Genomic DNA, 23581 nt, shown 5'->3' with positions numbered 1-23581 from the left:
CGCCGGGGGGACCACCGGGTCCCCCCGGCGCGCCCGTCAGCTGAAGTCCGCCCGGGCGAAGTGGGTGTCACAGACCTGGCAACGGAAGAGATAGGCGGTCGGCGAGCCGTCCTTGTCCAGCGCGGCGAGGAAGTCCTCGCTCTGCGCGGTCCCCCAGCCCCACTCGGCACACAGCCCGCGCAGGTGGTCGAGCGCGTCCGGACGGTGCCGCAGTTCCTTCGCGCCGACCGCGCCGAGATACACCCCGGCGTCGCCGCAGTGCGCCGGCCAGCCCCAGTCCTGCCAGGTGGCGAAGCCGGGCGTGCGCTCACGGATCCGGCGGGCCGCCTCGTCCGGCATCCGGCGCGCCTCGACGTCGTTGAAGAACGCGCCGTACCGCTTGGCGGCGGTACCGAAGGCGATGCAGTACGGGCAGACCCGGCCGTCGGGTACGTCCGCGCCGTGGACCGGTCCGGTGTGGATCCAGCCCTGGTCGTGCCCGCAGCACACGCATGTCTCGTCGGCGGCGATCACCGACCCGGTGGCCACCGGGTCGGGATGGTAGGGGAACGGCGGCAGCGCGGGCCTTCGCCTGGGCTCCGGCCGCGGCCTGACGACCTGTTCGATCGCGTTGCCGGTCAGGGAGGCGGGCGGGACGACGACGGCGTCCTCGCGCAGGCTCTCCTCCAGATGCGCCCGGTCCTCCTCGCTCGTCACGATCGCGGTCGCCGGGTTCCCGAGCAGCAGGACGGCCGCGCCGGTACGGCGGGCCACCTCGGCGACGAGGTCCAGTACGCCGCGGCCCGGCCGGTCGAACGACACCCCGTGGCTCACGTGCACGTCGGCCTCGCTGCCGTCCGCGGTGCGTACCCACTCGACCGGCTCGCCCTCGGGGACGTCGTAGGGCGCGTACGGTTCCAGCACCTCGCGGACCGTGGAGGCGTCCACCGGGACGATGTCGCCGTGGCGGAATCTGTAGACGTGGACACCGAAACCCATGCCGGTCACTTCATCATACGAGGGCGGGGCGGCGGGACCCGCCGGCGGGCGCAGGCAACCCGGGCGGCGTGAGAGCCCTCTCACCGGGGGGAGAGGCAAGGACCGGGCCAGGATCTCGAGGGGGAATCACGTCGTGCGCTCGACCGGCCGGACCGGCGGACACCTGCCTGCGTGGGCGCCGGCCGCCCTGGCACTGCTCGCGGTGGTGTCCTGCGACACCGGCGCGCGGCGGCCGCCGTCCGCGTCACCCCCGGCCGCACCGGCCCACGTCGCGGCCTACGACGCCGGCCGGCAGACCGGCAGACGGCTCTACGCCGTCGGCGGCAAGGGCACGGCCGTCCGCGAGGTGGTCTGGGGCGGCTGTGTGCGCCGGTCGCTCACGGCCCGGCCGCGGGAGGTCGTGGAACGGGACCGCGGCGCCTGGGTGCTGGGCTGCCGGCACGGGGTCGGCGGGGAGCCGCACCGGCGCCCGCCGGACCGTCCGCTGACCCGCCGCGAAGCCGACCCCGGCCTGCTGAAGCGCTTCCGGACCTGGGCGGAGGACAACGGTCGGGCAGAGTCCGCCGCCGCGGTGACCCGGGTCGTCCTCGTCCATCTCGTCGGCAGCGAGTACGACATCGAGCTGACGGCCGGCGGCGGCACCGCCGGCCGGAGGACGGACGCGGAACGGCTGGCCGGAGCGTTCGCCGACTGGTGGGACGGCGACGACGGGGACGGCACCGCCTGGAACGTCCTCGTCCGCTCCACGGACGGCGACCGTCTCACCGTCCGCGACCTCTGACGGCCGGCACGGTGCGGCCCCCGCCCTTCCCGGCGCGCCCCTCGCCCCGGCTCGCCCCTCGTCGTTACGACAGCTGCGACTGGACCTGGGCGGAGATCAGCTCCAGGTGGTCGAGGTCGTCGAGGTCCAGGATCTGCAGGTAGACGCGCCGGGAGCCGATCTCGGCGTACCGGCCGATCTTGTCGACGACCTCGGCCGGGGAACCGGCCAGCCCGTTGGCCTTCAGTTCGTCCACGTCACGGCCGATGGCGGCAGCGCGCCGGGCGACCTCCTGGTCGTCCCTCCCGACGCAGACCACGAGCGCGTTGGAGTACGTCAGGTCGTCCGCGTCGCGGCCGGCCTCCGCCGCCGCGGCGCGGACCCGGCCGAACTGCCGCTCGCTGTCCTCGACCGAGGCGAACGGGATGTTGAACTCGTCCGCGTACCGGGCGGCGAGCCGCGGAGTACGGGTGGCACCGTGGCCGCCGATGAGCACCGGCACCTTCTTCTGGGCGGGCTTGGGCAGCGCGGGCGAGTCGGTGAGGTCGTAGAACGCGCCGTGGAAGTCGAAGGTCTTGCCGACCTCGGTCGCCCACAACCCGGTGACGATCGCGAGCTGCTCCTCCAGCCGCGCGAACTTCTCCTTCGGGAACGGGATGCCGTACGCCTTGTGCTCCTCCTCGAACCAGCCCGCGCCGAGGCCCAGCTCCACCCGGCCGCCGGACATCCGGTCGACCTGGGCGACCTGGATGGCGAGCACGCCGGGCAGGCGGAAGGTGCCGGCCGTCATCAGCGTGCCGAGCCGGATGCGCCGGGTCTCGCGGGCCAGTCCGGCCAGCGTGATCCACGCGTCCGTGGGGCCGGGCAGGCCGTCCGCGCTGCCCATGCGGAGGTAGTGGTCGGAGCGGAAGAAGGCGTCGAAGCCGAGGTCCTCGGTGGCCTTCGCCACGGTGAGCAAGGTGTCATAGGTGGCCCCCTGCTGGGGCTCGGTGAAGATTCGAAGGTCCATACACCTATCCTGCACGCCGGGTGTCCCGTCGACCTCGCCGGTCCCGTCCGGCACGGCCGTCCACGGTCGGGGGAAAATCATCCATTCCGGCCGGGGACCGTGGGGCGGGCCGGTGACCGGCCCCGGTGATGATCGTCGGGCCGTCGGAGCCGGACCGCCCGGCGTCCGCGCCGGACGGTGGATGCCGTCGGGCGTCACCGCGCCGGCCTCGCCGGGCCGGGCCGGGGGCCGAGGAGGCCGGCCTGGGCCGAGGTGCCGTCCTGGGGAGCCGCCCCAGGTACTTCCGCCTCGGTCCGAACGCCTCGTGCTCGGCGCCGGACGCGCCGTCCTGCTCGCGCTCGTCGTCACAAGGCGCCGGAGGGGCTGCTCTCGTTGCCGTTCTCCGGCACCGCCTCCTCCCGCGCCGCCAGCTTGCGCAGCATCTCCAGGACGCGGTCGCGGGACTCGTCGGCCGCGTCGATGGCCTCCATGCACTGCCAGTACGTCGTCTCGTCGGCCGCGGCGCTGGCCATGCCGACCAGGGCGATGCCGACCTCGCCGAGCAGGCCGCCGAGGCAGAGCAGGGTCTCGCGGGCGTCCTCCAGCTCGGTGAGCTGGGCGGCGCGCAGGTCACCGGGGTCGAGTTCGGGCGGGTCCAGGACCCCGCAGCCCCGGCCCGCCAGCTCGGTCAGCCCCAGCGCCTCGCCGCGCAGCTCGGGAGGCCCGGAGACCGCGAGGCGGCTGCCGATCGCCTGGGCCAGGGCCTGCGCCTGCCACACCTCCGCCATCATCTCGGCCGCGTCGGCGCCGCCCGCCAGGGCACGCCTGCTGGTGAGGATGAGCCGTATCGCGTCCATCCGTTACCCCCGTCCGTCCGCGCGCTCTCCGCACGTCTGTGTGAACTTCCTTGTTCACTACCCAGAGTGAGGGCCTGTGGGACGAAAAGCCAGAGGAAGGGGGAAATCTGTGGACAACAATTCGGATTCGGTGAGCATTTTGACTACGAAGAGTAATAACGGAGCACTTGCGTCCGCCCGTTGAGGGAGCCGGCCGGACGCGGCCCGTCAGGCGCGGTCCTCCGGTCCCGGCAGCGGGAAGCGGTGTTCGTTGCGGTCGATCTTGGCGGCCAGGGCCGCCAGCGGGTCGACGCCCAGGACCTCGCAGAACTGCAGAAGATAGGCGAGTACGTCGGCGACCTCGTCCGTGACCCGGTGCGCGCGCCCGGGATCGTCCATCACTCGCTCGGACTCCTCCGGCGTCAGCCACTGGAAGATCTCGACCAGTTCGGAGGCCTCCACCGAGAGGGCCGCGACGAGGTTCTTGGGGGTGTGGTAGGGCTGCCAGTTCCGCGCGGCCGCGAACTCGGCCAGTCTGCGCTGGAGTCGGGCCAGGTCGAGAGGTTCGGTCACGCCTCCAGGTGTACCACCGTGACGCCCTCGGCTCCGGCGGCCCACGAGGCGTCGCTGACCGCGGCCACGCAGCGGATGTGCCCGCGCTCGCCCATCCGGGCCGCCGTCGCGAGCAGTTCCCGGCGCTGGGCGGGGTCGAGGGCGCGGTCGAAGCCGTCGGCGAGGACGGTGAGGCTGCGCAGGGCGTCGGGCACCTCGCCCGGGACGTCCATGGCGAGGACGCCGGGGCCGGTCAGCAGGACCAGGGTCAGCGCCAGGAAGCGCAGTTCGCCGTCGCCGAGCCGGGCGAGTTCGGTGCGCCAGCCGTCGCCGCGGTCGAGCAGCGCCCGTACCGTGCCGTCGGACAGCGGCTCGGCGAGCAGGTCGGTCACCGGGCCGGCGCAGCCCGCGCGCAGCGCCTCGACCAGCAGGCCGTGCCGGCGGGCACACTCCGCGCGGGTGCGCCACAGCACGTCGGCGAGGTTGTCGCAGCCGGGCAGCAGCCGCCCGGAGCCCGTGGGGACGGGGGTGCGCATGTGGTCCGGGCGGGGGTCGCAGGGGAAGACGGAGCGCAGGGCGACGACCATCTGCTCGGCCGCGGCCAGCACATGGCGCTGCCCGTCCGTCTTGCCGGCCACGCGCAGCGGCAGCAGGGCGGTGCCGAGGCGGTCGTCGGGGAGCGGGGCGCGGGTCACCGGGGCGGAGCCCGCGGTGTGCCAGGCGGCCTGCACGGTGCGGCGCCCCGGGTCACGCAGGGCGGTCTCCAGCAGGACGACCCCGCCCGCGGTCAGCCGCTCGCCCACGATCCGCAGGACCGGCTCGGCCTGTACGGCGACGTCGAGCCGGACGGGGCCCTCGGCACCGTCGGCCGTGCACCCGATCCGGAAGCCCCGCCGCCCCTCGGCGTCCGGGCGGGCCCGCGCCGGCACACAGGCGACCGGGTCCGGGAAGGCCTCTCCGAGCGGGGCGCCGCCCCCGAGCCGCGCGAGCGCCTCGAACGCCGCGAGCGCGGTCGTCTTCCCCGTGCCGCTGGGTCCCGCGAACAGGGTCACGGCCCCGAGCGGAAACCCGGCCCGCCGGTGCCCGGCGAAGGCGGACAGCCGCAACTCGGTGACCCGGGCGCGCCTGTCGGGGCTCCTGCGGGACTGCGGGGGGACGGTCGCGGTGGACGCGTCGGCCGCCGAGGGCCCGGCGGACACGGAGGGCACGGCCATAGGCGGACCGTAGGGCTCCGCCGCCGCGGCGAACCGTTCAGCCTCCGGTCCTTCCCACGATCGGGGGACGGGCCGGGAGGACGCCGGTATGAAGAACGCCGTCGGGACGGACGCCGACGCTCAGTCGGCCGGCCGCGGGGCGCGGGACGCCGCCGTGTGTGTCAGCCGGTGCCCGGCGGGCCGCGGCACCCCGGCTCTCAGCGTTCCGAGACGCCCGCGCCCTCCATCAGTCCGCTGACCTCCGTGCCGGGCGGGGTGAGGAGGAACACGTTGCGGTCGACGCGGTGCATTCCGCTGCCCAGGCCGAAGACGACGCCCGTGCTGAAGTCGAGGACGCGTTTGGCGACCTCGCCCTCCGCGCCGGACAGGTCGAGCAGTACCGGCACTCCGGCCATGAGCGTCTCGGCGACGTCCCGGGCGTCCGCGAAGACGTTGACGCGCAGGACCACGAACCGGCGCCGGGTCTCGGTCTCGGCGTCGGGCAGCGAGCGGTGGCTCACCGCGGACGGCCAGGCGTCCCGGCCCCGCAGCGGCACGACCTGGGCGAGCCCTTCCCACTGTTCATCGGTGACGTCGTAACGGCTCACCGGCTCCCCCCGACCTGACTCGCACTGATTGCCTGCACCGGCCAATTCTTACGCCAAGTCACCCGTTCGGCCCAACAACGACACGGTGTGCGACCGGCCCACGGGCCCCGACGCCCGTGCGAGCCGGTCGACATGTACGAGTTCGCCCGCTTTTCTGTTGTGCCGCGCTCCTGGTGCCCGGCGTGCTCGCGCGTGCGCCGGCGACGATGGTCCGCCTGGGCTTCGGCCCCCTGCCGGTGTGCCGGCCCGGCTCGGTGCGGGCGGCCGGCCGAAGGGGTGCGGCCGCGCGAGCGTGCTGCCCGTCGCGGCCCTGCCGGTCCTGCTCCTGCTGCTCCTGCTGCTCGCGCGGCGGGCGCCCTCCGGCCGGTTCCCGCTGCCCGCCGGGGAGGGCGCCCGCGCGCGACCGCGTGGCTTCACGGCGGCCCTGCGGGCCCTCTCCACGCGGGACGTGCGCCGCGGTCGGCTCGGGGGCCGGCCTCAGGCGCCCGCGCGCGTGAACCGCAGCCTGGTCGCCACCGTGGACTCCTTGGCGACCATGCCCAGCTGGTTCCAGGTGATGCCGAACTGCGTGCGGTCCACGGTGAACTCCGCCTCGAGGACGAGCGCGTCGGCGCGCACCTCGGCCAGACGGCCGGTGAAGGAGAGGGGCTTGGTGACACCGCGCAGTGTCAGCCGGCCGGTGACGCGGACGGCGTCGCCGTCGAGACGGTCGGCACCGGTGACCGCGAAGGTGATCTCCGGGTGGCTGTCGACGTCGAAGAAGTCGGCCGTGCGCAGGTGGGTGTCGCGCTTGGCGTTCTTCGTGTCCAGGGAGGCCGCGTCCAGGGTCAGGGAGCCCGTGGCCGAGCCGTCGGGCTTCACCTCGCCCTCGCCGTGGACAGCGGTGAAGGTGCCCTTCACGGCGGACAGGCCCCAGAACGCCTTGTGCCGCAGGTTCACGGTGGACGCGGCGGGGTCGAGCTGCCAGAGACCTGTTTCCACGGCGACGGTCATCGTCGTACTCCTGAATCAGTGGTCCAAATTTGGATGATCACCACGCTAGCGACTGCCCCGATGGCGAACAAGCCCACCCATCCAAAATTGGACAACGGGCTTACACTCGCCACATGTCCGCCTCCGACCTGCACCCCAGCGACCAGCCCGAATGTCCCGCCGCGGGCTCCGGACTCCTGCCGGACGAGCTACGCGCCTGGATGCTATTGCTGGCCGCTACAGGAACGGTCGAACAGCGGTTGAGGTCGGTCGTGAAGGAGAACCTCGACGTCTCCCACGACGAGTTCCTGATCCTGTGCCTGCTGGCCGAACAGGACGGTGCCGGACTGCGGATGAGCCGGGTCGCCGAACTCCTCGGCCGCCCCAAGACCCGCCTGACCTACCAGATCGCCTGCCTCCAGCACGCCGGCCTGGTCACCCGCAGGTCCGTGTGCGGCGACAAACGGGGCGTGCAGGTCGCCCTCACCGACGAGGCGCGCGAGCGGCTGCGGGAGGCCTCCGCCCTGCTCGCCGAGACCGTCCGGCAGGCCCTCGCCGACTCCATGGGCGCCGAGCAACGCGCGGCCATGTGCGCGCTCGTACCGGCCCTGGACGAAGACGTACGCTGACCTCCGGAGGGCGCCGCCACGCGCGGAAGAGGCACAGGTCACAACGGCAAGAGGAGAAACCTCACAGCGCTCGCTCTGCACGCGCTCTAGGTGCCTGCCCTAGCATCCGAGCCATGACGGTCCTGCCTGACGACGGGCTCTCACTGGCCGCCGAGTTCCCTGACGCGACACACGAGCAGTGGCAACACCTCGTCGAAGGTGTGCTGCGCAAGTCGGGCAAGGAAGTCTCGGGCGCGGCAGCTGAGGACGCTCTGTCCACGACGCTGGAGGACGGGCTGCGCACCCGGCCCCTCTACACCGCGCACGACGACGCGCCCGACCCCGGCCTGCCGGGCTTCGCCCCGTTCGTACGGGGCAGCCGCCCCGAGGGCAACATCGCGGACGGCTGGGACGTACGGCAGCGGCACACCACGCTCGTCGACGGTACGGCGAGCGCCGTACTGGCCGACCTGGAGAACGGCGTCACCTCGCTGTGGCTGGTGCTCGGCAAGGGCGGCATCCCGGTCTCCGAGCTGGGCCGGGCCCTGGACGGCGTCTACCTCGACCTGGCGCCGGTCGTGCTCGACGGGCGCCGGGAGACCGAGGCCGCCGCCGAGGCGCTGCTCGGGCTGTACGAGGAGCGGGGCGTCGACCCCGAGGCCGCGCGCGGCAACCTGGGTGCCGACCCGCTCCGCTACGAGGCCCGCACCGGCACCGCGCTGGACTTCGCGCCGTTCGCCGCCCTGGCCGCGCGCTGCGCCGAGACGTACCCGGGTGTGCGCGCCCTGACCGTGGACGCGCTGCCGTACCACGAGGCCGGCGGCTCGGCCGCGCAGGAGCTGGGCGCCTCCCTGGCCACCGGTGTGGCCTACCTGCGGGAGCTGACCGCGGCGGGGCTCTCCGTCGGACAGGCCGCCGGACAGCTGGAGTTCCGCTACGCGGCCACCGCGGACCAGTTCCTGACCATCGCGAAGCTGCGCGCCGCGCGCCGGCTGTGGGCGCGGGTCGCCGAGGTGTGCGGGGCGCCGGGCGCGGGCGCCCAGGTGCAGCACGTGGTGACCTCGCCGGTGATGATGACCCGCCGCGACCCGTGGGTGAACATGCTCCGCACGACGGTCGCCACGCTGGCGGCCGGGGTCGGCGGCGCCGACTCCGTCACCGTGCTGCCCTTCGACCACGCGCTCGGCCTGCCGGACGCGTTCGCCCGCCGTATCGCGCGCAACACCTCCACGATCCTGATCGAGGAGTCCCACCTGGCCCGGGTGATCGACCCGGCGGGCGGCTCCTGGTACGTCGAGCGGCTCACCGACGAACTCGCCCACGCGGGCTGGGAGTTCTTCCGGTCCATCGAGCGCGACGGCGGCCAGGCGGCCGTCCTGCGCTCCGGCCGGCTGCGCACGGACCTGGCGACGACCTGGGCGGAGCGCTCCAAGCGGCTCGCCAAGCGGCGTGAACCCGTCACCGGTGTCAGCGAGTTCCCGTTCCTCGCCGAGAAGCCGGTGCAGCGCGAGCCCGTCCCCGAGCAGCCGTCCGGCGGTCTGCCCCGGGTGCACCGCGACGAGGCGTTCGAGGAGCTGCGGGCCCGCTCCGACGCGCATCTGGCGGCGACCGGCTCCCGGCCCCGCATCCACCTCGCCACGCTCGGCCCGGCGGCCGAGTACACCGCGCGCTCGACCTTCGCGGCCAATCTGTTCCAGGCGGGCGGCATCGAGCCGGTCACCGAGGGCGGCTTCGAGGACAGCGGCGCCACCGAGGCCGTGCTGTGCTCCAGCGACGCCCTGTACGCGGAACAGGCCGAACAGGCCGCCGCGTCGCTGCGCGCGGCCGGCGCCCGGCACGTGTTCCTCGCGGGCCGCCCGGCCGAGTACTCCGGCATCGACAGTTACGTCTTCGCGGGCTGCGACGCCGTGGCCGTGCTGTCCGCGACCCTCGACCGCATGGGAGTGTCCTGATGGGAATCCCCGACTTCTCCGGCATCCAGCTGGGCACCCCGGTCGCCGACGGCGGTGCCGAGGAGTGGCGTACAGCCGTCAAGCGGGCGACCGGGGGCGCGGAACCGCTGTGGGAGACCCCGGAGGGCATCGGGGTCAAGCCGCTGTACACCGGCCGTGACCTGGAGGGCCTGGACTTCCTGGGCACCTACCCGGGCATGGCGCCGTACCTGCGCGGCCCCTACCCGACGATGTACGTCAACCAGCCCTGGACGATCCGCCAGTACGCGGGCTTCTCCACGGCCGAGGAGTCCAACGCCTTCTACCGGCGCAATCTGGCGGCGGGCCAGAAGGGCCTGTCGGTCGCCTTCGACCTGCCCACGCACCGCGGCTACGACAGCGACCACCCGCGGGTGACCGGCGACGTCGGCATGGCGGGCGTGGCGATCGACTCGATCTACGACATGCGGCAGCTGTTCGACGGGATCCCGCTGGACAAGATGACCGTGTCGATGACTATGAACGGCGCCGTGCTGCCGGTGCTGGCGCTGTACATCGTGGCGGCGGAGGAACAGGGCGTACCGCCCGAGAAGCTGGCCGGGACCATTCAGAACGACATTCTGAAGGAGTTCATGGTCCGCAACACCTACATCTATCCGCCGAAGCCGTCGATGCGGATCATCTCCGACATCTTCGCGTACACCTCGCAGCGGATGCCCCGCTACAACTCCATCTCGATCTCCGGCTACCACATCCAGGAGGCGGGTGCGACGGCCGACCTGGAGCTGGCGTACACGCTCGCGGACGGTGTCGAGTACATCCGCGCCGGACGCGAGGCGGGCCTGGACGTGGACGCGTTCGCGCCCCGGCTCTCCTTCTTCTGGGCGATCGGAATGAACTTCTTCATGGAGATCGCCAAGCTGCGGGCCGCGCGGCTGCTGTGGGCGAAGCTGGTCTCCCAGTTCGACCCGAAGAACAACAAGTCCCTTTCGCTGCGCACCCATTCGCAGACCTCGGGCTGGTCGCTGACCGCGCAGGACGTCTTCAACAACGTCACCCGCACCTGCGTCGAGGCGATGGCGGCGACCCAGGGCCACACCCAGTCGCTGCACACCAACGCCCTCGACGAGGCGCTGGCCCTGCCGACGGACTTCTCGGCGCGCATCGCCCGCAACACCCAGCTGCTCATCCAGCAGGAGTCGGGCACCACCCGGGTCATCGACCCGTGGGGCGGCAGCGCCTACGTGGAACGGCTGACGTACGACCTCGCCCGCAAGGCCTGGGCGCACATCCAGGAGGTCGAGCAGGCCGGCGGTATGGCGCAGGCCATCGACGCCGGCATCCCCAAGCTGCGCGTGGAGGAGGCGGCGGCCCGCACCCAGGCCCGCATCGACTCCGGGCGCCAGCCGGTGATCGGCGTCAACAAGTACCGGGTGGACAGCGACGAGCAGATCGAGGTCCTCAAGGTCGACAACTCCTCCGTGCGCGCCCAGCAGATCGAGAAGCTGCGGCGGCTGCGGGCCGAGCGGGACGAGACCGCCTGCCGGGACGCGCTGGACGCGCTGACCCGGGCGGCCGACGGCGACGGCAACCTGCTGGAGCTGGCCGTGCGCGCGGCCCGCGCGAAGGCGACCGTCGGTGAGATCTCCGACGCCCTGGAGAAGGTGTACGGCCGGCACGCGAGCCAGATCCGTACGATCTCCGGCGTGTACCGCAACGAAGCAGGCCAGTCCCCGTCCGTGGACCGCACCCGTGCCCTGGTGGACGCCTTCGAGGAGGCCGAGGGGCGCCGGCCGCGCATCCTGGTCGCCAAGATGGGCCAGGACGGCCACGACCGCGGCCAGAAGGTGATCGCGACCGCCTTCGCCGACCTCGGCTTCGACGTCGACGTCGGCCCCCTGTTCCAGACGCCGGAGGAGGTCGCCCGGCAGGCGGTCGAGGCGGACGTGCACGTGGTCGGCGTGTCGTCGCTGGCCGCCGGTCACCTCACGCTCGTCCCGGCGCTGCGCGAGCAGCTCGCCGAGGAGGGCCGCGAGGACATCATGATCGTGGTCGGCGGGGTGATCCCGCCGCAGGACGTGCCGACCCTGCTGGAGATGGGCGCCACGGCCGTGTTCCCGCCCGGGACGGTGATCCCGGACGCGGCGTACGACCTGGTGCAGCGGCTGTCGGCCGACCTCGGCCACGACCTGTAGAGCCCGATGGCCGCGATCGATCTCGACACGTATGTGAAGGGTGTGCTCGACGGCAAGCGGGCCCTGGTGGCCCGCGCCATCACGCTCGTGGAGTCCACCCGTCCGCAGCACCGGGCGCTGGCGCAGGAGTTGCTCACCGAGCTGCTCCCGCACAGCGGCCGGGCGCGGCGGATCGGCATCAGCGGAGTGCCGGGCGTCGGCAAGTCGACGTTCATCGACGCGTTCGGCACCCTGCTGACCTCGCTGGGCCACCGGGTGGCGGTCCTCGCCGTGGACCCCTCCTCGACCCGTACCGGCGGCTCGATCCTGGGCGACAAGACCCGGATGGAGCGGCTCGCGGTGGACCCGGACGCCTTCGTCCGGCCCTCCCCCAGCGCGGGCACGCTGGGCGGGGTCGCGAAGGCCACCCGGGAGTCGATGGTGGTCATGGAGGCGGCGGGCTACGACGTGGTCCTCGTGGAGACCGTCGGCGTCGGCCAGTCGGAGACCGCGGTCGCCGACATGGTCGACTCCTTCCTGCTGCTGACCCTGGCGCGCACCGGAGACCAGCTGCAGGGCATCAAGAAGGGCGTCCTGGAGCTGGCCGACGTGATCGCCGTCAACAAGGCGGACGGTCCGCACGAGCGCGACGCGCGGGCCGCCGCCCGGGAACTGGCCGGGGCGCTGCGCCTGATGCACGGCAAGGACGCCTTCTGGACGCCCCCGGTGCTGCACTGCAGCGCCCGGGAGTCGACCGGCCTGGACACGGTGTGGGAGCGGCTGGAGCAGCACCGTACGCTGCTCGACTCCACCGGGCGGCTCGCCGCCAAGCGGCGGGACCAGCAGGTCGGCTGGACCTGGGCGATGGTCCGCGACGAACTGCTCGGCCGGCTGCACGCCGACCCGGCGGTGCGCGAGGCCGCGCCGGACCTGGAAGGGCAGGTCCGGGAGGGCCGGTTGACCGCGACGCTGGCCGCGGAGCGCATCCTGGCGGCGTTCGAGGGGCGTACGACTCCCCCGGCCGGCGCCTGAGGGGTCAGTTCGGCCCGCCGTGTTCGCAGATCCGGCGGGCCACCTCCCGGAGTTTGACGTTGTGCTCCTGGGAGTAGCGGCGCAGCACGTCGAAGGCCTGGTCCTCGGTGAGCCGGTGGCTGCCCATGAGGATGCCCATGGCCTCCCCGATCACGTGCCGGGTGGCGACGGCCTCCTCCATCTGGGCGTGCGTGCGGGCGCTGGAGAAGGCGACCGCGGCGTGCGAGGCGAGCAGCCAGCCGGCCGTCTCACTGACCTCGGTGAACGCGCCCGGGCTGCGGGAGTACAGGTTCAGCGCGCCGAGGTCCTCGTCCTCGGTGAAGAGCAGGAAGCCCATCATGCTGCCGAGGCCCAGCTCCCGGGCCCGGGTCACGTAGGCGGGCCAGCGCGGCTGCTCGGTCCGGAAGTCGGCGATCCGGAACACCCGCTCCTCCTGCTGCCGGCGGGCCGCGTCGAAGCAGGGGCCTTCTCGCAGGCGTTCCTGCAGCCGGTCGCTGTCGATCACGAGCTGGTGGGTCGGGGCGAGGGTCCGCGCGCCCTTTCCGTGCAGGATGAGGATGCCGGCCGCGTCACAGCCGGCGACGAGCCGGGTGGCGGAGGCGGTGATCCGCTCCAGGGTGGCGGTCACCGAGTCCTGCGCCAGCAGGTCGCGCGCAAAGGCCGCCAGCTGTTCGGCGAACGTGCGCCAGTCCATCGCGCCTCCTGAGTCCCGGCCGCCGTCCACCACGTCGCCTGCCCACTCCCCACCGTCTCCTGCCCACTCCCTACCATCGCATCCGCCCACCGCGCCGACGACGCGCGGCTCGACCGCCCCGCGGCGCGGCGGAAGGGCGGCGCAACCGCCCGGACGAGGCTGCCGGGCCGCCCGCGCCGGGTCCGGGTTGCGCATACCCGGCCACGACCGGGCATCACCCGCTAGGCTGACCCGTGCAGCTGGTTCGCCCCGTCCGCCAGGCGGGAGCGTCGCAAGAGGGAACCCGGTGGGAATCCGGGACTGCCCCGCAGCGGTGAGCGGGAACGACCGCCGTCATACGCACTGGGCCCGAGAGGGCCTGGGAAGCGACGGCCAGTAGGTGTCCTCCATTCGTGAGGACGTGCCCGCGAGTCCGAAGACCTGCCAACTGCCCGCGTGCGAACACTCGTACGCGGACATCCCGGTGACCTCGAGGGCGGGTCGGCGTACACCACCGCACGGAACGGCCGTGGGCCGCCGCCGTCCGGTACGTCACCCCTTCGCGCTCTCGTCCCGTCCCCGGGATCTCAGGGATTCATCTCGCGAAGGAGATCTCCGTGACCACCACGTCCGCAGCCGCGGCAGCACGGGCCACCGTGTACGGCTACCCCCGACAGGGGCAGGGCCGGGAACTGAAGAAGGCCGTCGAGGGCTACTGGCAGGGCCGTGTCGGCGCCGACGCCCTCCGGCGGACCGCGGCCGAACTGCGCCGCGCCAACTGGCGGCAGCTGGCCGAGGCCGGCCTCGACGAGGTCCCGACCGGCGACTTCTCGTACTACGACCATGTCCTGGACACCACCGTCATGGTCGGCGCGATCCCCGCACGCCACCGGGAGGCCGTCGCCGCCGACCCGCTCGCCGGGTACTTCGCGATGGCCCGCGGCACCCAGGACGCGGCGCCGCTGGAGATGACCAAGTGGTTCGACACCAACTACCACTATCTCGTCCCGGAGCTGGGCCCGGACACCGTCTTCACGGCCGACTCCGCCAAGCAGGTCGCCGAACTGGGGGAAGCCCTCGCCCTGGGGCTCACGCCCCGGCCGGTCCTCGTGGGCCCCGTCACCTACCTCCTGCTGTCCAAGCCCGCCCCCGGCGTGGCCGGCGGCTTCGACCCGCTCACCCTGCTCGACCGGCTGCTGCCCGTCTATGCCGAGGTGCTCGCCGACCTGCGCGCGGCCGGCGCGGAGTGGGTCCAGCTCGACGAGCCCGCGCTGGTCCAGGACCGCACCCCGGCCGAGCTGAACGCCGCGGCCCGCGCCTACCACGGCCTCGGCACCCTCACGGACCGGCCCAAACTGCTGGTCGCCTCCTACTTCGACCGCCTCGGCGAGGCCCTGCCGATGCTCGCCAAGGCGCCGGTCGAAGGGCTCGCCCTGGACTTCACGGAGACGGCCGCCGCCCACCTCGACGCGCTCGCCGCCGTCGGCGGACTGCCCGGCAAGCGGCTGGTCGCCGGCGTGGTCAGCGGCCGCAACGTCTGGGTGAACGACCTGGGGAGGTCCCTCGCCACCCTCGGCACCCTGCTCGGCCTGGCCGACCGGGTCGACGTGTCCGCCTCCTGCTCCCTGCTGCACGTCCCCCTCGACGCGGCGGCTGAGCGGGACATCGAGCCGCAGATCCGGCGCTGGCTCGCCTTCGCCCGGCAGAAGACCGCCGAGATCGTCACGCTCGCCAAGGGCCTGTCCCACGGCACCGCCGCGATCACCGCGGAACTGGCGGCGAACCGGGCCGACCTGGCCTCCCGCGCGACCTCACCCCTCACCCGCGACCCCGCCGTCCGCGCCCGTACCGCAGCCGTCACCGAGGCGGACGCCCGCCGCTCCCAGCCCTACCCCGAGCGGGCCGCCGCCCAGCGGGCCCAGCTGCGCCTGCCGCTGCTGCCCACGACCACCATCGGCTCCTTCCCGCAGACCGGCGAACTGCGCACCGCCCGGGCCGACCTGCGCGCGGGACGGATCGACACGGCCGGCTACGAGGACCGCATCCGGGCGGAGATCCAGGAGGTGATCGCCTTCCAGGAGAAGGCCGGACTGGACGTTCTGGTGCACGGGGAGGCCGAACGCAACGACATGGTCCAGTACTTCGCCGAGCAGCTCACGGGCTACCTCGCCACCCGGCACGGCTGGGTCCAGTCCTACGGCACCCGTTACGTCCGCCCGCCGATCCTCGCCGGCGACGTCTCGCGCCCCGAGCCGATGACCGTGCGCTGGACGACGTACGCCCAGTCCCTCACCGGCCGCCCCGTCAAGGGCATGCTCACCGGCCCCGTCACCATGCTCGCCTGGTCCTTCGTCCGCGACGACCAGCCCCTCGCCGACACCGCCCGCCAGGTCGCCCTCGCCCTGCGGGACGAGGTGAACGACCTGGAGGCGGCGGGCACTTCGGTCATCCAGGTCGACGAACCCGCCCTGCGGGAGACGCTGCCGCTGCGTGCCGACGACCACCGCGCCTACCTGGCCTGGGCCACGGAGGCCTTCCGGCTCACCACCGCCGGCGTGCGCCCGGACACCCAGGTGCACACCCATATGTGCTACGCCGAGTTCGGCGACGTCGTCCAGGCCATCGACGACCTCGACGCGGACGTCATCAGCCTGGAGGCGGCCCGCTCCCACATGCAGGTCGCCCGTGAACTCGCCGCCCACGGCTACCCGCGCGAGGCCGGACCCGGCGTCTACGACATCCACTCCCCGCGCGTACCCGGCGCGGACGAGGCGGCCGGCCTCCTGCGCACCGGCCTGCGGGCCATCCCGGCCGAACGCCTGTGGGTCAACCCCGACTGCGGGCTGAAGACCCGCGGCTGGCCGGAGACCCGGGCCGCCCTGGAGAACCTGGTCACCGCCGCCCTCACGGTACGAGCGGAGCTGTCACAGGACTAGGGGGCTCCGTTTGGATCAGCCCGGTTCCGGGAGGTTCCCGGAACCGGGCCCTTCGCCGGCCCATGGAAGGCCTATGCCTCGAACACCTCACGCACCAGCTGCTCCTGCTCGGCCTGGTGGCGCTTGGCCGAACCGACCGCCGTGGACGAGGAGTGCGGGCGCGAGATGCGCCGCAGCCGCTCGCCCGCGGGGATGTCCGCGCCGACCGCCAGGTCCAGGTGGTCGATCAGGTTGAGCGCGATGAACGGCCAGGCACCCTGGTTCGCCGGCTCCTCCTGCGCCCACAGGTACTTCTCGGCGTCGGGGTACTTGTCGACCTCCGCCTGCAGCTCCGCACCCGGCAGCGGGTACAGGCGCTCGATGCGGATGATCGCCGTGTCCGTGGCACCGCGCTTGACCCGCTCGGCCTCGAGGTCGTAGTAGACCTTGCCGGCGCAGAAGACGACCTTGCGGACCGCGGCCGGGTCGACGGTGCTGTCGCCGATGACCGGGCGGAACTCTCCGCTGGTGAACTCCTCCGCCTTCGAGGCCGCGGCCTTCAGGCGCAGCATCGACTTCGGGGTGAAGACGATCAGCGGCTTGTGGTGCGGGTTGTGCACCTGCCACCGCAGGAGGTGGAAGTAGTTCGACGGGAGCGTGGGCATGGCCACCGTCATGTTGTCCTGGGCGCACAGCTGGAGGTAGCGCTCCGGGCGGGCCGAGGAGTGGTCCGGGCCCTGGCCCTCGTAGCCGTGCGGCAGCAGCACCACCACTCCGCTGGTCTGGCCCCACTTCTGCTCCGCCGAGGAGATGAACTCGTCCATGACCGTCTGGGCGCCGTCGGCGAAGTCGCCGAACTGGGCCTCCCACATCACGAGCGCGTCGGGGCGGGCCAGCGAGTAGCCGTACTCGAAGCCCATCACCGCGTACTCGGAGAGCAGGGAGTTGTAGACGTTCAGGCGGGCCTGGTCCTCGGAGAGGTACTGCAGCGGGGTGTACTCCTCGCCGGTCTCCCGGTCGATGAGCACCGCGTGGCGCTGGCCGAAGGTGCCGCGCTGGGAGTCCTGGCCCGACAGCCGCACCGGGACGCCTTCCAGCAGGAGCGATCCTACGGCGAGGGTCTCGCCCATGCCCCAGTCGATCGTGTCGTCCTCGACCATCGCCGCACGGCGCTGCAGCTGCGGCAGCAGACGCGGATGGACCGTCAGCCGGTCCGGCAGGTCGATCTGCGACCGGGCGATGCGCTTGACCGTCTCGGTGGAGACGGCCGTCCGGACCGGTGCCGTGATCCCGGGCCGCGGTTCCGGGGGGCCGGGGGTGCCGGGGGCCGCGTCACGGACCTCGACGAAGACCTTCTCCAGCTGGCCCTGGTAGTCCTGCAGGGCCTGCTCGGCCTCTTCCGGGGTGATGTCGCCGCGACCGATCAGGGACTCGGTGTACAGCTTGCGCACCGAGCGCTTCTTGTCGATCAGGTCGTACATCAGCGGCTGCGTGAAGGCCGGGTTGTCGGTCTCGTTGTGACCGCGGCGGCGGTAGCAGATGAGGTCGATCACCACGTCCTTGTTGAACGCCTGGCGGAACTCGAACGCCAGACGCGCGACGCGGACGACGGCCTCGGGGTCGTCGCCGTTCACGTGGAAGATCGGGGCCTCGATCATGCGGGCCACGTCCGTCGCGTACATGGACGAACGCGAGGACTCGGGAGCCGCGGTGAAGCCGACCTGGTTGTTGATGACGATGTGGACCGTGCCGCCGGTGCGGTAACCCCGCAGCTGCGACATGTTCAGCGTCTCGGCCACCACGCCCTGGCCCGCGAAGGCCGCGTCGCCGTGCAGCGCCACCGGCAGGACCGTGAAGTCCGTGCCGCCCTTGTTGATGATGTCCTGCTTGGCGCGGGAGACACCCTCCAGGACCGGGTCGACCGCCTCCAGGTGCGAGGGGTTCGCGACCAGCGAGACCTTGATCTGCTCGCCGTCCAGGCCCGTGAAGGTGCCCTCGGCACCCAGGTGGTACTTCACGTCGCCGGAGCCGTGCATCGACTTCGGGTCGAGGTTGCCCTCGAACTCACGGAAGATCTGCGCGTACGACTTGCCGACGATGTTCGCCAGCACGTTCAGCCGGCCGCGGTGCGCCATACCGATGACGACCTCGTCCAGGCGCGACTCGGCGGCGCTGTCGATGACCGCGTCCAGCAGGGGAATCAGGGATTCTCCTCCTTCGAGGGAGAACCTGCGCTGGCCCACGTACTTGGTCTGCAGGAAGGTCTCGAAGGCCTCCGCGGCGTTCAGCCGACGCAGGATGCGCAGCTGCTCCTCGCGCTCCGGCTTGGTGTGCGGGCACTCGACGCGGTCCTGGATCCACTTGCGCTGCTTGGGGTCCTGGATGTGCATGAACTCGATGCCGACGGTGCGGCAGTACGAGTCGCGCAGCACGCCGAGGATGTCGCGCAGCTTCATCAGGGACTTGCCGGCGAAGCCGCCGACGGCGAACTCGCGCTCCAGGTCCCACAGGGTGAGGCCGTGCTCGACGATGTCCAGGTCGGGGTGCTTGCGCTGGCGGTACTCCAGCGGGTCGGTGTCGGCCATGACGTGGCCCCGGACCCGGTAGGAGTGGATCAGCTCGAAGACCCGGGCGGCCTTGGTGACGTCGTCGTGCGCGTCGGTCACGTCGGCGACCCAGCGCACGGGTTCGTAGGGGATGCGCAGGGACCTGAAGACCTCGTCGTAGAAGTCGTCCTCGCCGAGCAGGAGTCGGTGGACGGTACGCAGGAACTCGCCGGAGGCGGCACCCTGGATCACCCGGTGGTCGTAGGTCGACGTCAGGGTCATGGTCTTCGAGATGCCGAGCCCGTTCAGGGTGTCCTGGCTGGTGCCCTGGAACTCCGCCGGGTACTCCATCGCTCCGACGGTCACGATCGTGCCCTGGGCGCGTGGCAGGCGGGGCACCGCGTGGACCGTGCCGATGGCGCCGAGGTCGGCGAGCGACAGGGTGGCCTCGGGGCCGCCCTCCGGGGCCGGCTCGTCCGCCCGGGCCCGCGCCACGGCGGCCTCGCACGCCTGCCAGAACGTCGCGAAGTCCATCGTCTCGGCCTGCCCGATGACCGCGACGTCCATCCGGTGCTCGCCGTTCGGCTGCACCACGTCGACGGCCAGGCCGAGGTCGAGGTGCTCGGGTATGACCAGGGCGGGCTTGCCGTCCCGCACGGTGTAGCCGTGGTTCATGCCCGGGTGGGCCTTCGCCGCTCGCACCAGCGCGTAGCCGACCAGGTGTGTGACGGACACCTTGCCGCCACGGGCCCGCTCGAGATGGTTGTTGATGACGATCCGGTTGTCGATCAGCAGTTTGGCCGGAACGGCACGTACCGATGTCGCCGTGGGAATGTCCAGCGAGGTGTCCGCGGCGGGGGCCGGCTCCGGTGGCGCGGCGGGGGCGGGCGCGGGGGCCGGGGCGGAAGCCGGCGCGGGGGCCGGGGAGGGGATCAGCCTTCCGCCGGGAGCGCCGGCCGGTGTTCCGGTGTCGACTCGCTCCGAACCGAAGAATTCTCGCCAGGACGGGTCCACCGAGTCGGGGTCTTCGCGGTACTGCTGGCGGAGTTCGTCGACGACCCACTCATTGGCGCCGAAACTCTGAATCGGGACTGATCCCTCGGACATGGGTATTCAACTTCCCTCGGCAATGAGAAACTCCCCGCGGAGGCTACTCCGCGAGTCCGACTGTTTGCAGTAATTCGCCAGCAAAATAGGCCTGGTTCGGGCTAGCCTGCAACTGCCAAATTTCGCGGCCCATAGGGAGCATCCGATGACTTCTGCAGCGCTGGACCATGACTCCTGGATACGAACCTTCGACGCGGGAGTGGAAAAAGGACCCGTGGTCGACGGATTCCGCCTCGTATGCTTCCCGCACGCCGGGGGTTCGGCCAGCTTCTACTTCCCGTACGCCAAACTCCTGAGGCCGGAAATCGAAGTGCTGGCGGTGCAGTATCCGGGGCGGCAGGACCGGCGGGGAGAGCCCTGCCTGGACGAGATCGCCGTGCTGGCGGACCGGGCGGCCGAGGTGCTCAGGGGTCGCCGCCCGGACGAGCGACTGGCGTTTTTCGGCCACAGCATGGGTGCGGCGGTCGCCTTCGAGACGGCCCGCCGGCTCGAAGGGGGCCCGGGTCCGCGGGTGCTGCGCCTCTTCGCCTCGGGCCGGCGGGCGCCGAGCGTCTTCCGCCCCGAGTTCGTTCACCTCAAGGACGACGACGGGCTGGTCGCCGAGTTGCAGGCGCTCAGCGGTACGGATCCCGCGCTGCTCGCGGATCCCGAGGTGCGGGCCCTGGTGCTGCCCACGATCCGCAACGACTACCGGGCGATCGAGACCTATCGGTGCGAGCCGGGGGCCTCGGTCGCCTGCCCGGTGACCGTCCTGATCGGGGACGCCGACCCCCGGGTCTCGGTGGCGGACGCCCGCCCCTGGGAGGAGCACACCAGCGGGGATTTCGACCTGCGGGTGCTGCCGGGTGGCCACTTCTACCTGGAGGAGCAGCGGGACGTCGTCGTCGCGGGGGTCCGGGCGGCGCTGCGCGAGCATCCGTGAGCCGGCCCGGGTGACGCGCCCGCCCGTCATGTCGCGTCCGCCGCGAACTCGGGCGGCCGGGCGGGCGGCCGGCGCCGCCCGCCGCCGCGGGGCGGCGGGGCCGATGCCGGCCCGGTCCGCCTCACCGCGCGCTCCCGCGCATGCCGCCCCCCTGTTCCGCATGTCTGCGCCCCGCCGTGCACGTCACTCCCCCCGTGCGGGGCCGCCACCGGCCCCGCTCGTTCACCCCTCGACGGCCGGACCGCCCCCGCCGCGCAGGCCGTCGCAGTAGACGGCGAGCATGCGGCGCGGCAGCTGCGGGTCGCCGGTGCGCTGGGCCGCGATCAGGGTGCTCGCCATGACGGCCATCAGATCGGCGACGGCCACGTCCTCGCGGACCCCGGCCTCCTGAGCGCGGGTCAGCAGCACCCCCAGGGCCTCGTTCAGGCCGAGGGCGGCCGGGCCCGTCACCTCGCCCACGTCGACCCCCGCCCCGATCAGCGCGTCCACCAGGTCCTTCTTGGCGCGGCCCTCTTCCAGTACGTCGAAGAGGAAGCCGAACAGCGCCTCGACGGGGTCGTCCGGGCCGGTCAGTTCGCGGGCCTTCTGGGTCAGCCGCTGGATCCGGGTGATGATCACGGCTTCGAACAGCGCTTCCTTGGTGGGGAAGTGCCGGTGCACGGTGCCCGCCCCGACGCCGGCGCGGCGCGCGATCTCGTCCAGCGAGACCGCGTGCCCCTCGACCGCGAAGGTCTCCAGCGCGGCGGCGAGGATCTGGTCGCGGTTGCGGCGGGCGTCGGCACGCAGTGGCCTCGGTGGCGGTGGCGCGTAGGGAATGGCGGAGTCCAGTCCTGACGACTTGCCGACTGCCATGGTGCCTCCCCATCGTCACAAGCCCCGCCAGAACCCCCCAGGGCGGCGGAGGCCTCCGATTGTAACCGCACTTCCGCAACAACCGGGGCGGCGGCCCCGCATGCGGGCGTACTTCGTTGACAACCGGGGCGGCGGCCCCGTATCGTCCGTAACCGGGTCCATGGGCCCGGTTAGCCCGACTGGTATCTCCCGTTCCTTCCAATCCGGGGAGTCCCCACCGTGTCATCTTCAGCGGCGCCAAGCCCCAACGCCGGCATCCGCAGTGTGCTGCCCGGGCTGATGCTCGCGCTCCTGCTCTCCATGCTCGACGCGATGATCGTCACCACCGCACTGCCGACCATCGCGGGTGACCTCGGCGGATTCAACCGCCTCTCCTGGGTCATCACCGCCTACATCCTGACCTCGACGGTCTCCACCCCACTCTGGGGCCGTATGAGCGACTTCTTCAGCCGCAAGCAGCTGCTCCTCGCGTCGATCGCGATCTTCACGCTCGGCTCCGTGCTGTGCGGCGTCGCCCAGTCGATGGACACCCTGATCGCCTTCCGCGCCCTGCAGGGCATCGGTGCCGGCGGTCTGATGGTGGGCGTGATGGCCGTGATCGGTGTCATGGTCGCCCCCAAGGAGCGCGGCAAGTACCAGAGCTACATCGCCGCCCTCAGCGCCGTCGCCACCGTCGGCGGCCCGCTGCTCGGTGGCGCGCTCACCGACCACGCCTCCTGGCGCTGGGCGTTCTACCTCAACGTGCCGATCGCCGCCGTCGCCGTCTGGTACGTGGCGGCCCGCCTCAACCTGCCGCACAACCGGGGCGCCGGCCGCATCGACTACCTCGGTGCCGTCCTGCTGAGCGTCGCCAGCACGGCCGTGGTGCTCTTCACCACCTGGGGCGGCAACGAGTACGCCTGGGGCTCGGCCACGATCCTCGGCCTGATCGCCCTCGCGGTGGTCGCCGTCATCGGCACCGTGCTGGTCGAACGCCGGGCCGCCCAGCCGATCCTGCCGCCGCACCTGTTCCGCTCCCGCAACTTCGTGGGCAGCCTGGTGCTCGGCTTCCTCGTCGGCATCGCGCTCTACGGCACCATCACCTACCTGCCGGTCTACCAGCAGAGCGTCCAGCACCTGTCCGCCACCAGCAGCGGCCTGCTGCTGCTCCCCGTGCTCGGCGGCATGCTGGTCGCCTCGATGTACAGCGGCCGGCTGATGAGCGAGTCCAGCCGTCACCGGCCGATCCTGCTGGCCGGCGGGGCGTTCCTGAGCGTCGGCTCGTTCCTGCTGTCCATGCTCGACGTGGACACCTCCCGTGTCGTCTCCTCGCTCTACATGGTGATCTTCGGTATCGGTCTGGGCCTGCTGTTCCAGAACGTCATGGTGATCACCCAGAACAGCGTCGAGCTGAAGGACATGGGCGTGGCCAGCGGCACGCTGACGTTCTTCCGCTCCGTCGGCGGCTCGTTCGGTACGGCGCTCTTCGCGACCGTCTTCACCAGCCGGCTCACCGACTCCCTCGACTCGAAGCTCTCCGCCGCCGAACTGCAGTCCGTGCACGACAACGGCGGGCGCGCGGGTTCGGGTGCGATCGAGTCCCTGTCCCACTCGGCCCGGGCCGCGTACGTGGACGCCGTGGCCGGCGGCACCCAGAGCATGTTCCGCTGGGCCCTGCCGTTCTTCGTCATCGCCTTCCTGGTGGCCCTGTTCCTGAAGGACAAGAGCAAGCCGGCACAGGCGGCCCAGGCGCCCGCGCCGGCCAAGCCGCAGCAGGCCGGGTCCGCGAGCTGAGCCCACGGGCCGGCGATGTGTGACCTGACAGCAGTCGGGCCCGGGGGGGGGGGGGGGGGGGGGGGGGGGGGGGGGGGGGGGGTGGGGGGGTGGGGGGGGGGGGGGGGGGGGGGGGGGGGGGGGGGGGGGGGGGGGGGGGGGGGGGGGGGGTGGTGGGGACG

General features: G+C 72.5%; 18 protein-coding genes and 1 riboswitch. Of the genes, 8 read left to right on the top strand and 10 right to left on the bottom strand.

Going from position 1 to position 23581, the window contains the following annotated elements; genetic code table 11:
- Nucleotides 1-36: 36 nt before the first annotated feature.
- Nucleotides 37-978, bottom strand: a complete 942-nt coding sequence (locus ACZ5CW_RS34625) for a CbrC family protein (protein ID WP_468608547.1) — start codon at nucleotides 976-978, stop codon at nucleotides 37-39.
- A 133-nt stretch (nucleotides 979-1111) separates the two neighbouring features.
- On the opposite strand from ACZ5CW_RS34625, the gene ACZ5CW_RS34620 reads away from it, so the two are divergent.
- The gene (locus ACZ5CW_RS34620) at nucleotides 1112-1759 is read left to right on the top strand and encodes a hypothetical protein (RefSeq protein WP_468608545.1); all 648 of its coding nucleotides are present in this window, start codon (nucleotides 1112-1114) and stop codon (nucleotides 1757-1759) included.
- Nucleotides 1760-1823: 64 nt separating this feature from the next.
- Here the strand turns inward: ACZ5CW_RS34620 and ACZ5CW_RS34615 are convergent, their stop codons facing one another.
- From ACZ5CW_RS34615 to ACZ5CW_RS34590, 6 genes are all read right to left on the bottom strand, one after another.
- Nucleotides 1824-2747, bottom strand: a complete 924-nt coding sequence (locus tag ACZ5CW_RS34615; protein WP_468608543.1) for an LLM class F420-dependent oxidoreductase — start codon at nucleotides 2745-2747, stop codon at nucleotides 1824-1826.
- A 344-nt stretch (nucleotides 2748-3091) separates the two neighbouring features.
- A complete protein-coding gene (locus ACZ5CW_RS34610; RefSeq protein ID WP_468608541.1) occupies nucleotides 3092-3583 on the bottom strand; it encodes a DUF6099 family protein in 492 nt (163 codons plus the stop codon).
- Between the two features lie 207 nt (nucleotides 3584-3790).
- The gene (locus tag ACZ5CW_RS34605) at nucleotides 3791-4135 is read right to left on the bottom strand and encodes a nucleotide pyrophosphohydrolase (RefSeq protein ID WP_468608539.1); all 345 of its coding nucleotides are present in this window, start codon (nucleotides 4133-4135) and stop codon (nucleotides 3791-3793) included.
- Nucleotides 4132-5328, bottom strand: a complete 1197-nt coding sequence (locus ACZ5CW_RS34600) for an AAA family ATPase (RefSeq protein WP_468608537.1) — start codon at nucleotides 5326-5328, stop codon at nucleotides 4132-4134. The genes ACZ5CW_RS34605 and ACZ5CW_RS34600 overlap by 4 nt, the downstream gene beginning before the upstream one ends.
- Before the next feature lie 197 nt (nucleotides 5329-5525).
- A complete protein-coding gene (locus tag ACZ5CW_RS34595) occupies nucleotides 5526-5915 on the bottom strand; it encodes a cell division protein SepF (protein WP_468608535.1) in 390 nt (129 codons plus the stop codon).
- A 477-nt stretch (nucleotides 5916-6392) separates the two neighbouring features.
- Entirely contained in the window at nucleotides 6393-6908 is a 516-nt protein-coding gene (locus ACZ5CW_RS34590; RefSeq protein WP_468608533.1) for a YceI family protein, read from the bottom strand.
- 113 nt (nucleotides 6909-7021) lie between these two features.
- On the opposite strand from ACZ5CW_RS34590, the gene ACZ5CW_RS34585 reads away from it, so the two are divergent.
- The 4 genes from ACZ5CW_RS34585 (at nucleotide 7022) to meaB (ending at nucleotide 12632) form a co-directional block, all read left to right on the top strand.
- Entirely contained in the window at nucleotides 7022-7516 is a 495-nt protein-coding gene (locus ACZ5CW_RS34585; protein ID WP_468608531.1) for a MarR family winged helix-turn-helix transcriptional regulator, read from the top strand.
- A 113-nt stretch (nucleotides 7517-7629) separates the two neighbouring features.
- Nucleotides 7630-9447 carry a methylmalonyl-CoA mutase family protein gene (locus ACZ5CW_RS34580; RefSeq protein WP_468608529.1) on the top strand — a complete coding sequence of 606 codons (1818 nt, stop codon included), beginning with the start codon at nucleotides 7630-7632 and terminating at the stop codon, nucleotides 9445-9447.
- Entirely contained in the window at nucleotides 9447-11621 is a 2175-nt protein-coding gene (gene scpA, locus ACZ5CW_RS34575; RefSeq protein WP_468608527.1) for a methylmalonyl-CoA mutase, read from the top strand. The genes ACZ5CW_RS34580 and scpA overlap by 1 nt, the downstream gene beginning before the upstream one ends.
- A 6-nt stretch (nucleotides 11622-11627) precedes the next feature.
- On the top strand, nucleotides 11628-12632 hold the full coding sequence (gene meaB, locus ACZ5CW_RS34570; RefSeq protein WP_468608525.1) for a methylmalonyl Co-A mutase-associated GTPase MeaB: 1005 nt from the start codon (nucleotides 11628-11630) through the stop codon (nucleotides 12630-12632).
- A gap of 4 nt (nucleotides 12633-12636) precedes the next feature.
- Here the strand turns inward: meaB and ACZ5CW_RS34565 are convergent, their stop codons facing one another.
- Nucleotides 12637-13326 carry a GAF and ANTAR domain-containing protein gene (locus tag ACZ5CW_RS34565; protein ID WP_468608523.1) on the bottom strand — a complete coding sequence of 230 codons (690 nt, stop codon included), beginning with the start codon at nucleotides 13324-13326 and terminating at the stop codon, nucleotides 12637-12639.
- Nucleotides 13327-13549: 223 nt separating this feature from the next.
- Nucleotides 13550-13768: riboswitch (cobalamin riboswitch) on the top strand.
- A 154-nt stretch (nucleotides 13769-13922) separates the two neighbouring features.
- Between ACZ5CW_RS34565 and metE the strand changes: the two genes are divergently transcribed.
- Nucleotides 13923-16241, top strand: coding sequence for a 5-methyltetrahydropteroyltriglutamate--homocysteine S-methyltransferase (gene metE / locus ACZ5CW_RS34560; RefSeq protein ID WP_468608521.1), 2319 nt, complete (start codon nucleotides 13923-13925; stop codon nucleotides 16239-16241).
- 71 nt (nucleotides 16242-16312) lie between these two features.
- Here metE and ACZ5CW_RS34555 read toward each other — a convergent pair whose 3' ends face one another.
- Nucleotides 16313-19873 (bottom strand): multifunctional oxoglutarate decarboxylase/oxoglutarate dehydrogenase thiamine pyrophosphate-binding subunit/dihydrolipoyllysine-residue succinyltransferase subunit, encoded by a 3561-nt coding sequence (locus ACZ5CW_RS34555; protein WP_468608519.1) that lies wholly within the window; start codon nucleotides 19871-19873, stop codon nucleotides 16313-16315.
- Between the two features lie 145 nt (nucleotides 19874-20018).
- Between ACZ5CW_RS34555 and ACZ5CW_RS34550 the strand changes: the two genes are divergently transcribed.
- Nucleotides 20019-20795: a thioesterase II family protein gene (locus tag ACZ5CW_RS34550; protein WP_468608517.1), complete on the top strand. Its 777-nt coding sequence runs from the start codon at nucleotides 20019-20021 to the stop codon at nucleotides 20793-20795.
- 222 nt (nucleotides 20796-21017) lie between these two features.
- Here ACZ5CW_RS34550 and ACZ5CW_RS34545 read toward each other — a convergent pair whose 3' ends face one another.
- Nucleotides 21018-21647 carry a TetR/AcrR family transcriptional regulator gene (locus ACZ5CW_RS34545; RefSeq protein WP_468608515.1) on the bottom strand — a complete coding sequence of 210 codons (630 nt, stop codon included), beginning with the start codon at nucleotides 21645-21647 and terminating at the stop codon, nucleotides 21018-21020.
- Nucleotides 21648-21866: 219 nt separating this feature from the next.
- Here ACZ5CW_RS34545 and ACZ5CW_RS34540 point away from each other — a divergent pair, with 219 nt between their 5' ends.
- Nucleotides 21867-23420 carry an MDR family MFS transporter gene (locus tag ACZ5CW_RS34540; protein ID WP_468608513.1) on the top strand — a complete coding sequence of 518 codons (1554 nt, stop codon included), beginning with the start codon at nucleotides 21867-21869 and terminating at the stop codon, nucleotides 23418-23420.
- Nucleotides 23421-23581: the final 161 nt, after the last annotated feature.

The sequence above is a fragment of the Streptomyces sp. NPDC031379 genome, assembly GCF_055569615.1.
This window is presented reverse-complemented; position numbering and strand designations above follow the sequence as displayed.

Coding starts and splice junctions, on each gene's coding strand:
- ACZ5CW_RS34545 (WP_468608515.1), bottom strand. CDS start 21,647: ATGGCAGTCGGCAAGTCGTCAGGACTGGACTCCGCCATTCCCTACGCG.
- ACZ5CW_RS34555 (WP_468608519.1), bottom strand. CDS start 19,873: ATGTCCGAGGGATCAGTCCCGATTCAGAGTTTCGGCGCCAATGAGTGG.
- ACZ5CW_RS34550 (WP_468608517.1), top strand. CDS start 20,019: ATGACTTCTGCAGCGCTGGACCATGACTCCTGGATACGAACCTTCGAC.
- meaB (WP_468608525.1), top strand. CDS start 11,628: ATGGCCGCGATCGATCTCGACACGTATGTGAAGGGTGTGCTCGACGGC.
- scpA (WP_468608527.1), top strand. CDS start 9,447: ATGGGAATCCCCGACTTCTCCGGCATCCAGCTGGGCACCCCGGTCGCC.
- ACZ5CW_RS34610 (WP_468608541.1), bottom strand. CDS start 3,583: ATGGACGCGATACGGCTCATCCTCACCAGCAGGCGTGCCCTGGCGGGC.
- ACZ5CW_RS34600 (WP_468608537.1), bottom strand. CDS start 5,328: ATGGCCGTGCCCTCCGTGTCCGCCGGGCCCTCGGCGGCCGACGCGTCC.
- ACZ5CW_RS34615 (WP_468608543.1), bottom strand. CDS start 2,747: ATGGACCTTCGAATCTTCACCGAGCCCCAGCAGGGGGCCACCTATGAC.
- ACZ5CW_RS34580 (WP_468608529.1), top strand. CDS start 7,630: ATGACGGTCCTGCCTGACGACGGGCTCTCACTGGCCGCCGAGTTCCCT.
- ACZ5CW_RS34590 (WP_468608533.1), bottom strand. CDS start 6,908: ATGACCGTCGCCGTGGAAACAGGTCTCTGGCAGCTCGACCCCGCCGCG.
- ACZ5CW_RS34585 (WP_468608531.1), top strand. CDS start 7,022: ATGTCCGCCTCCGACCTGCACCCCAGCGACCAGCCCGAATGTCCCGCC.
- ACZ5CW_RS34565 (WP_468608523.1), bottom strand. CDS start 13,326: ATGGACTGGCGCACGTTCGCCGAACAGCTGGCGGCCTTTGCGCGCGAC.
- ACZ5CW_RS34625 (WP_468608547.1), bottom strand. CDS start 978: ATGGGTTTCGGTGTCCACGTCTACAGATTCCGCCACGGCGACATCGTC.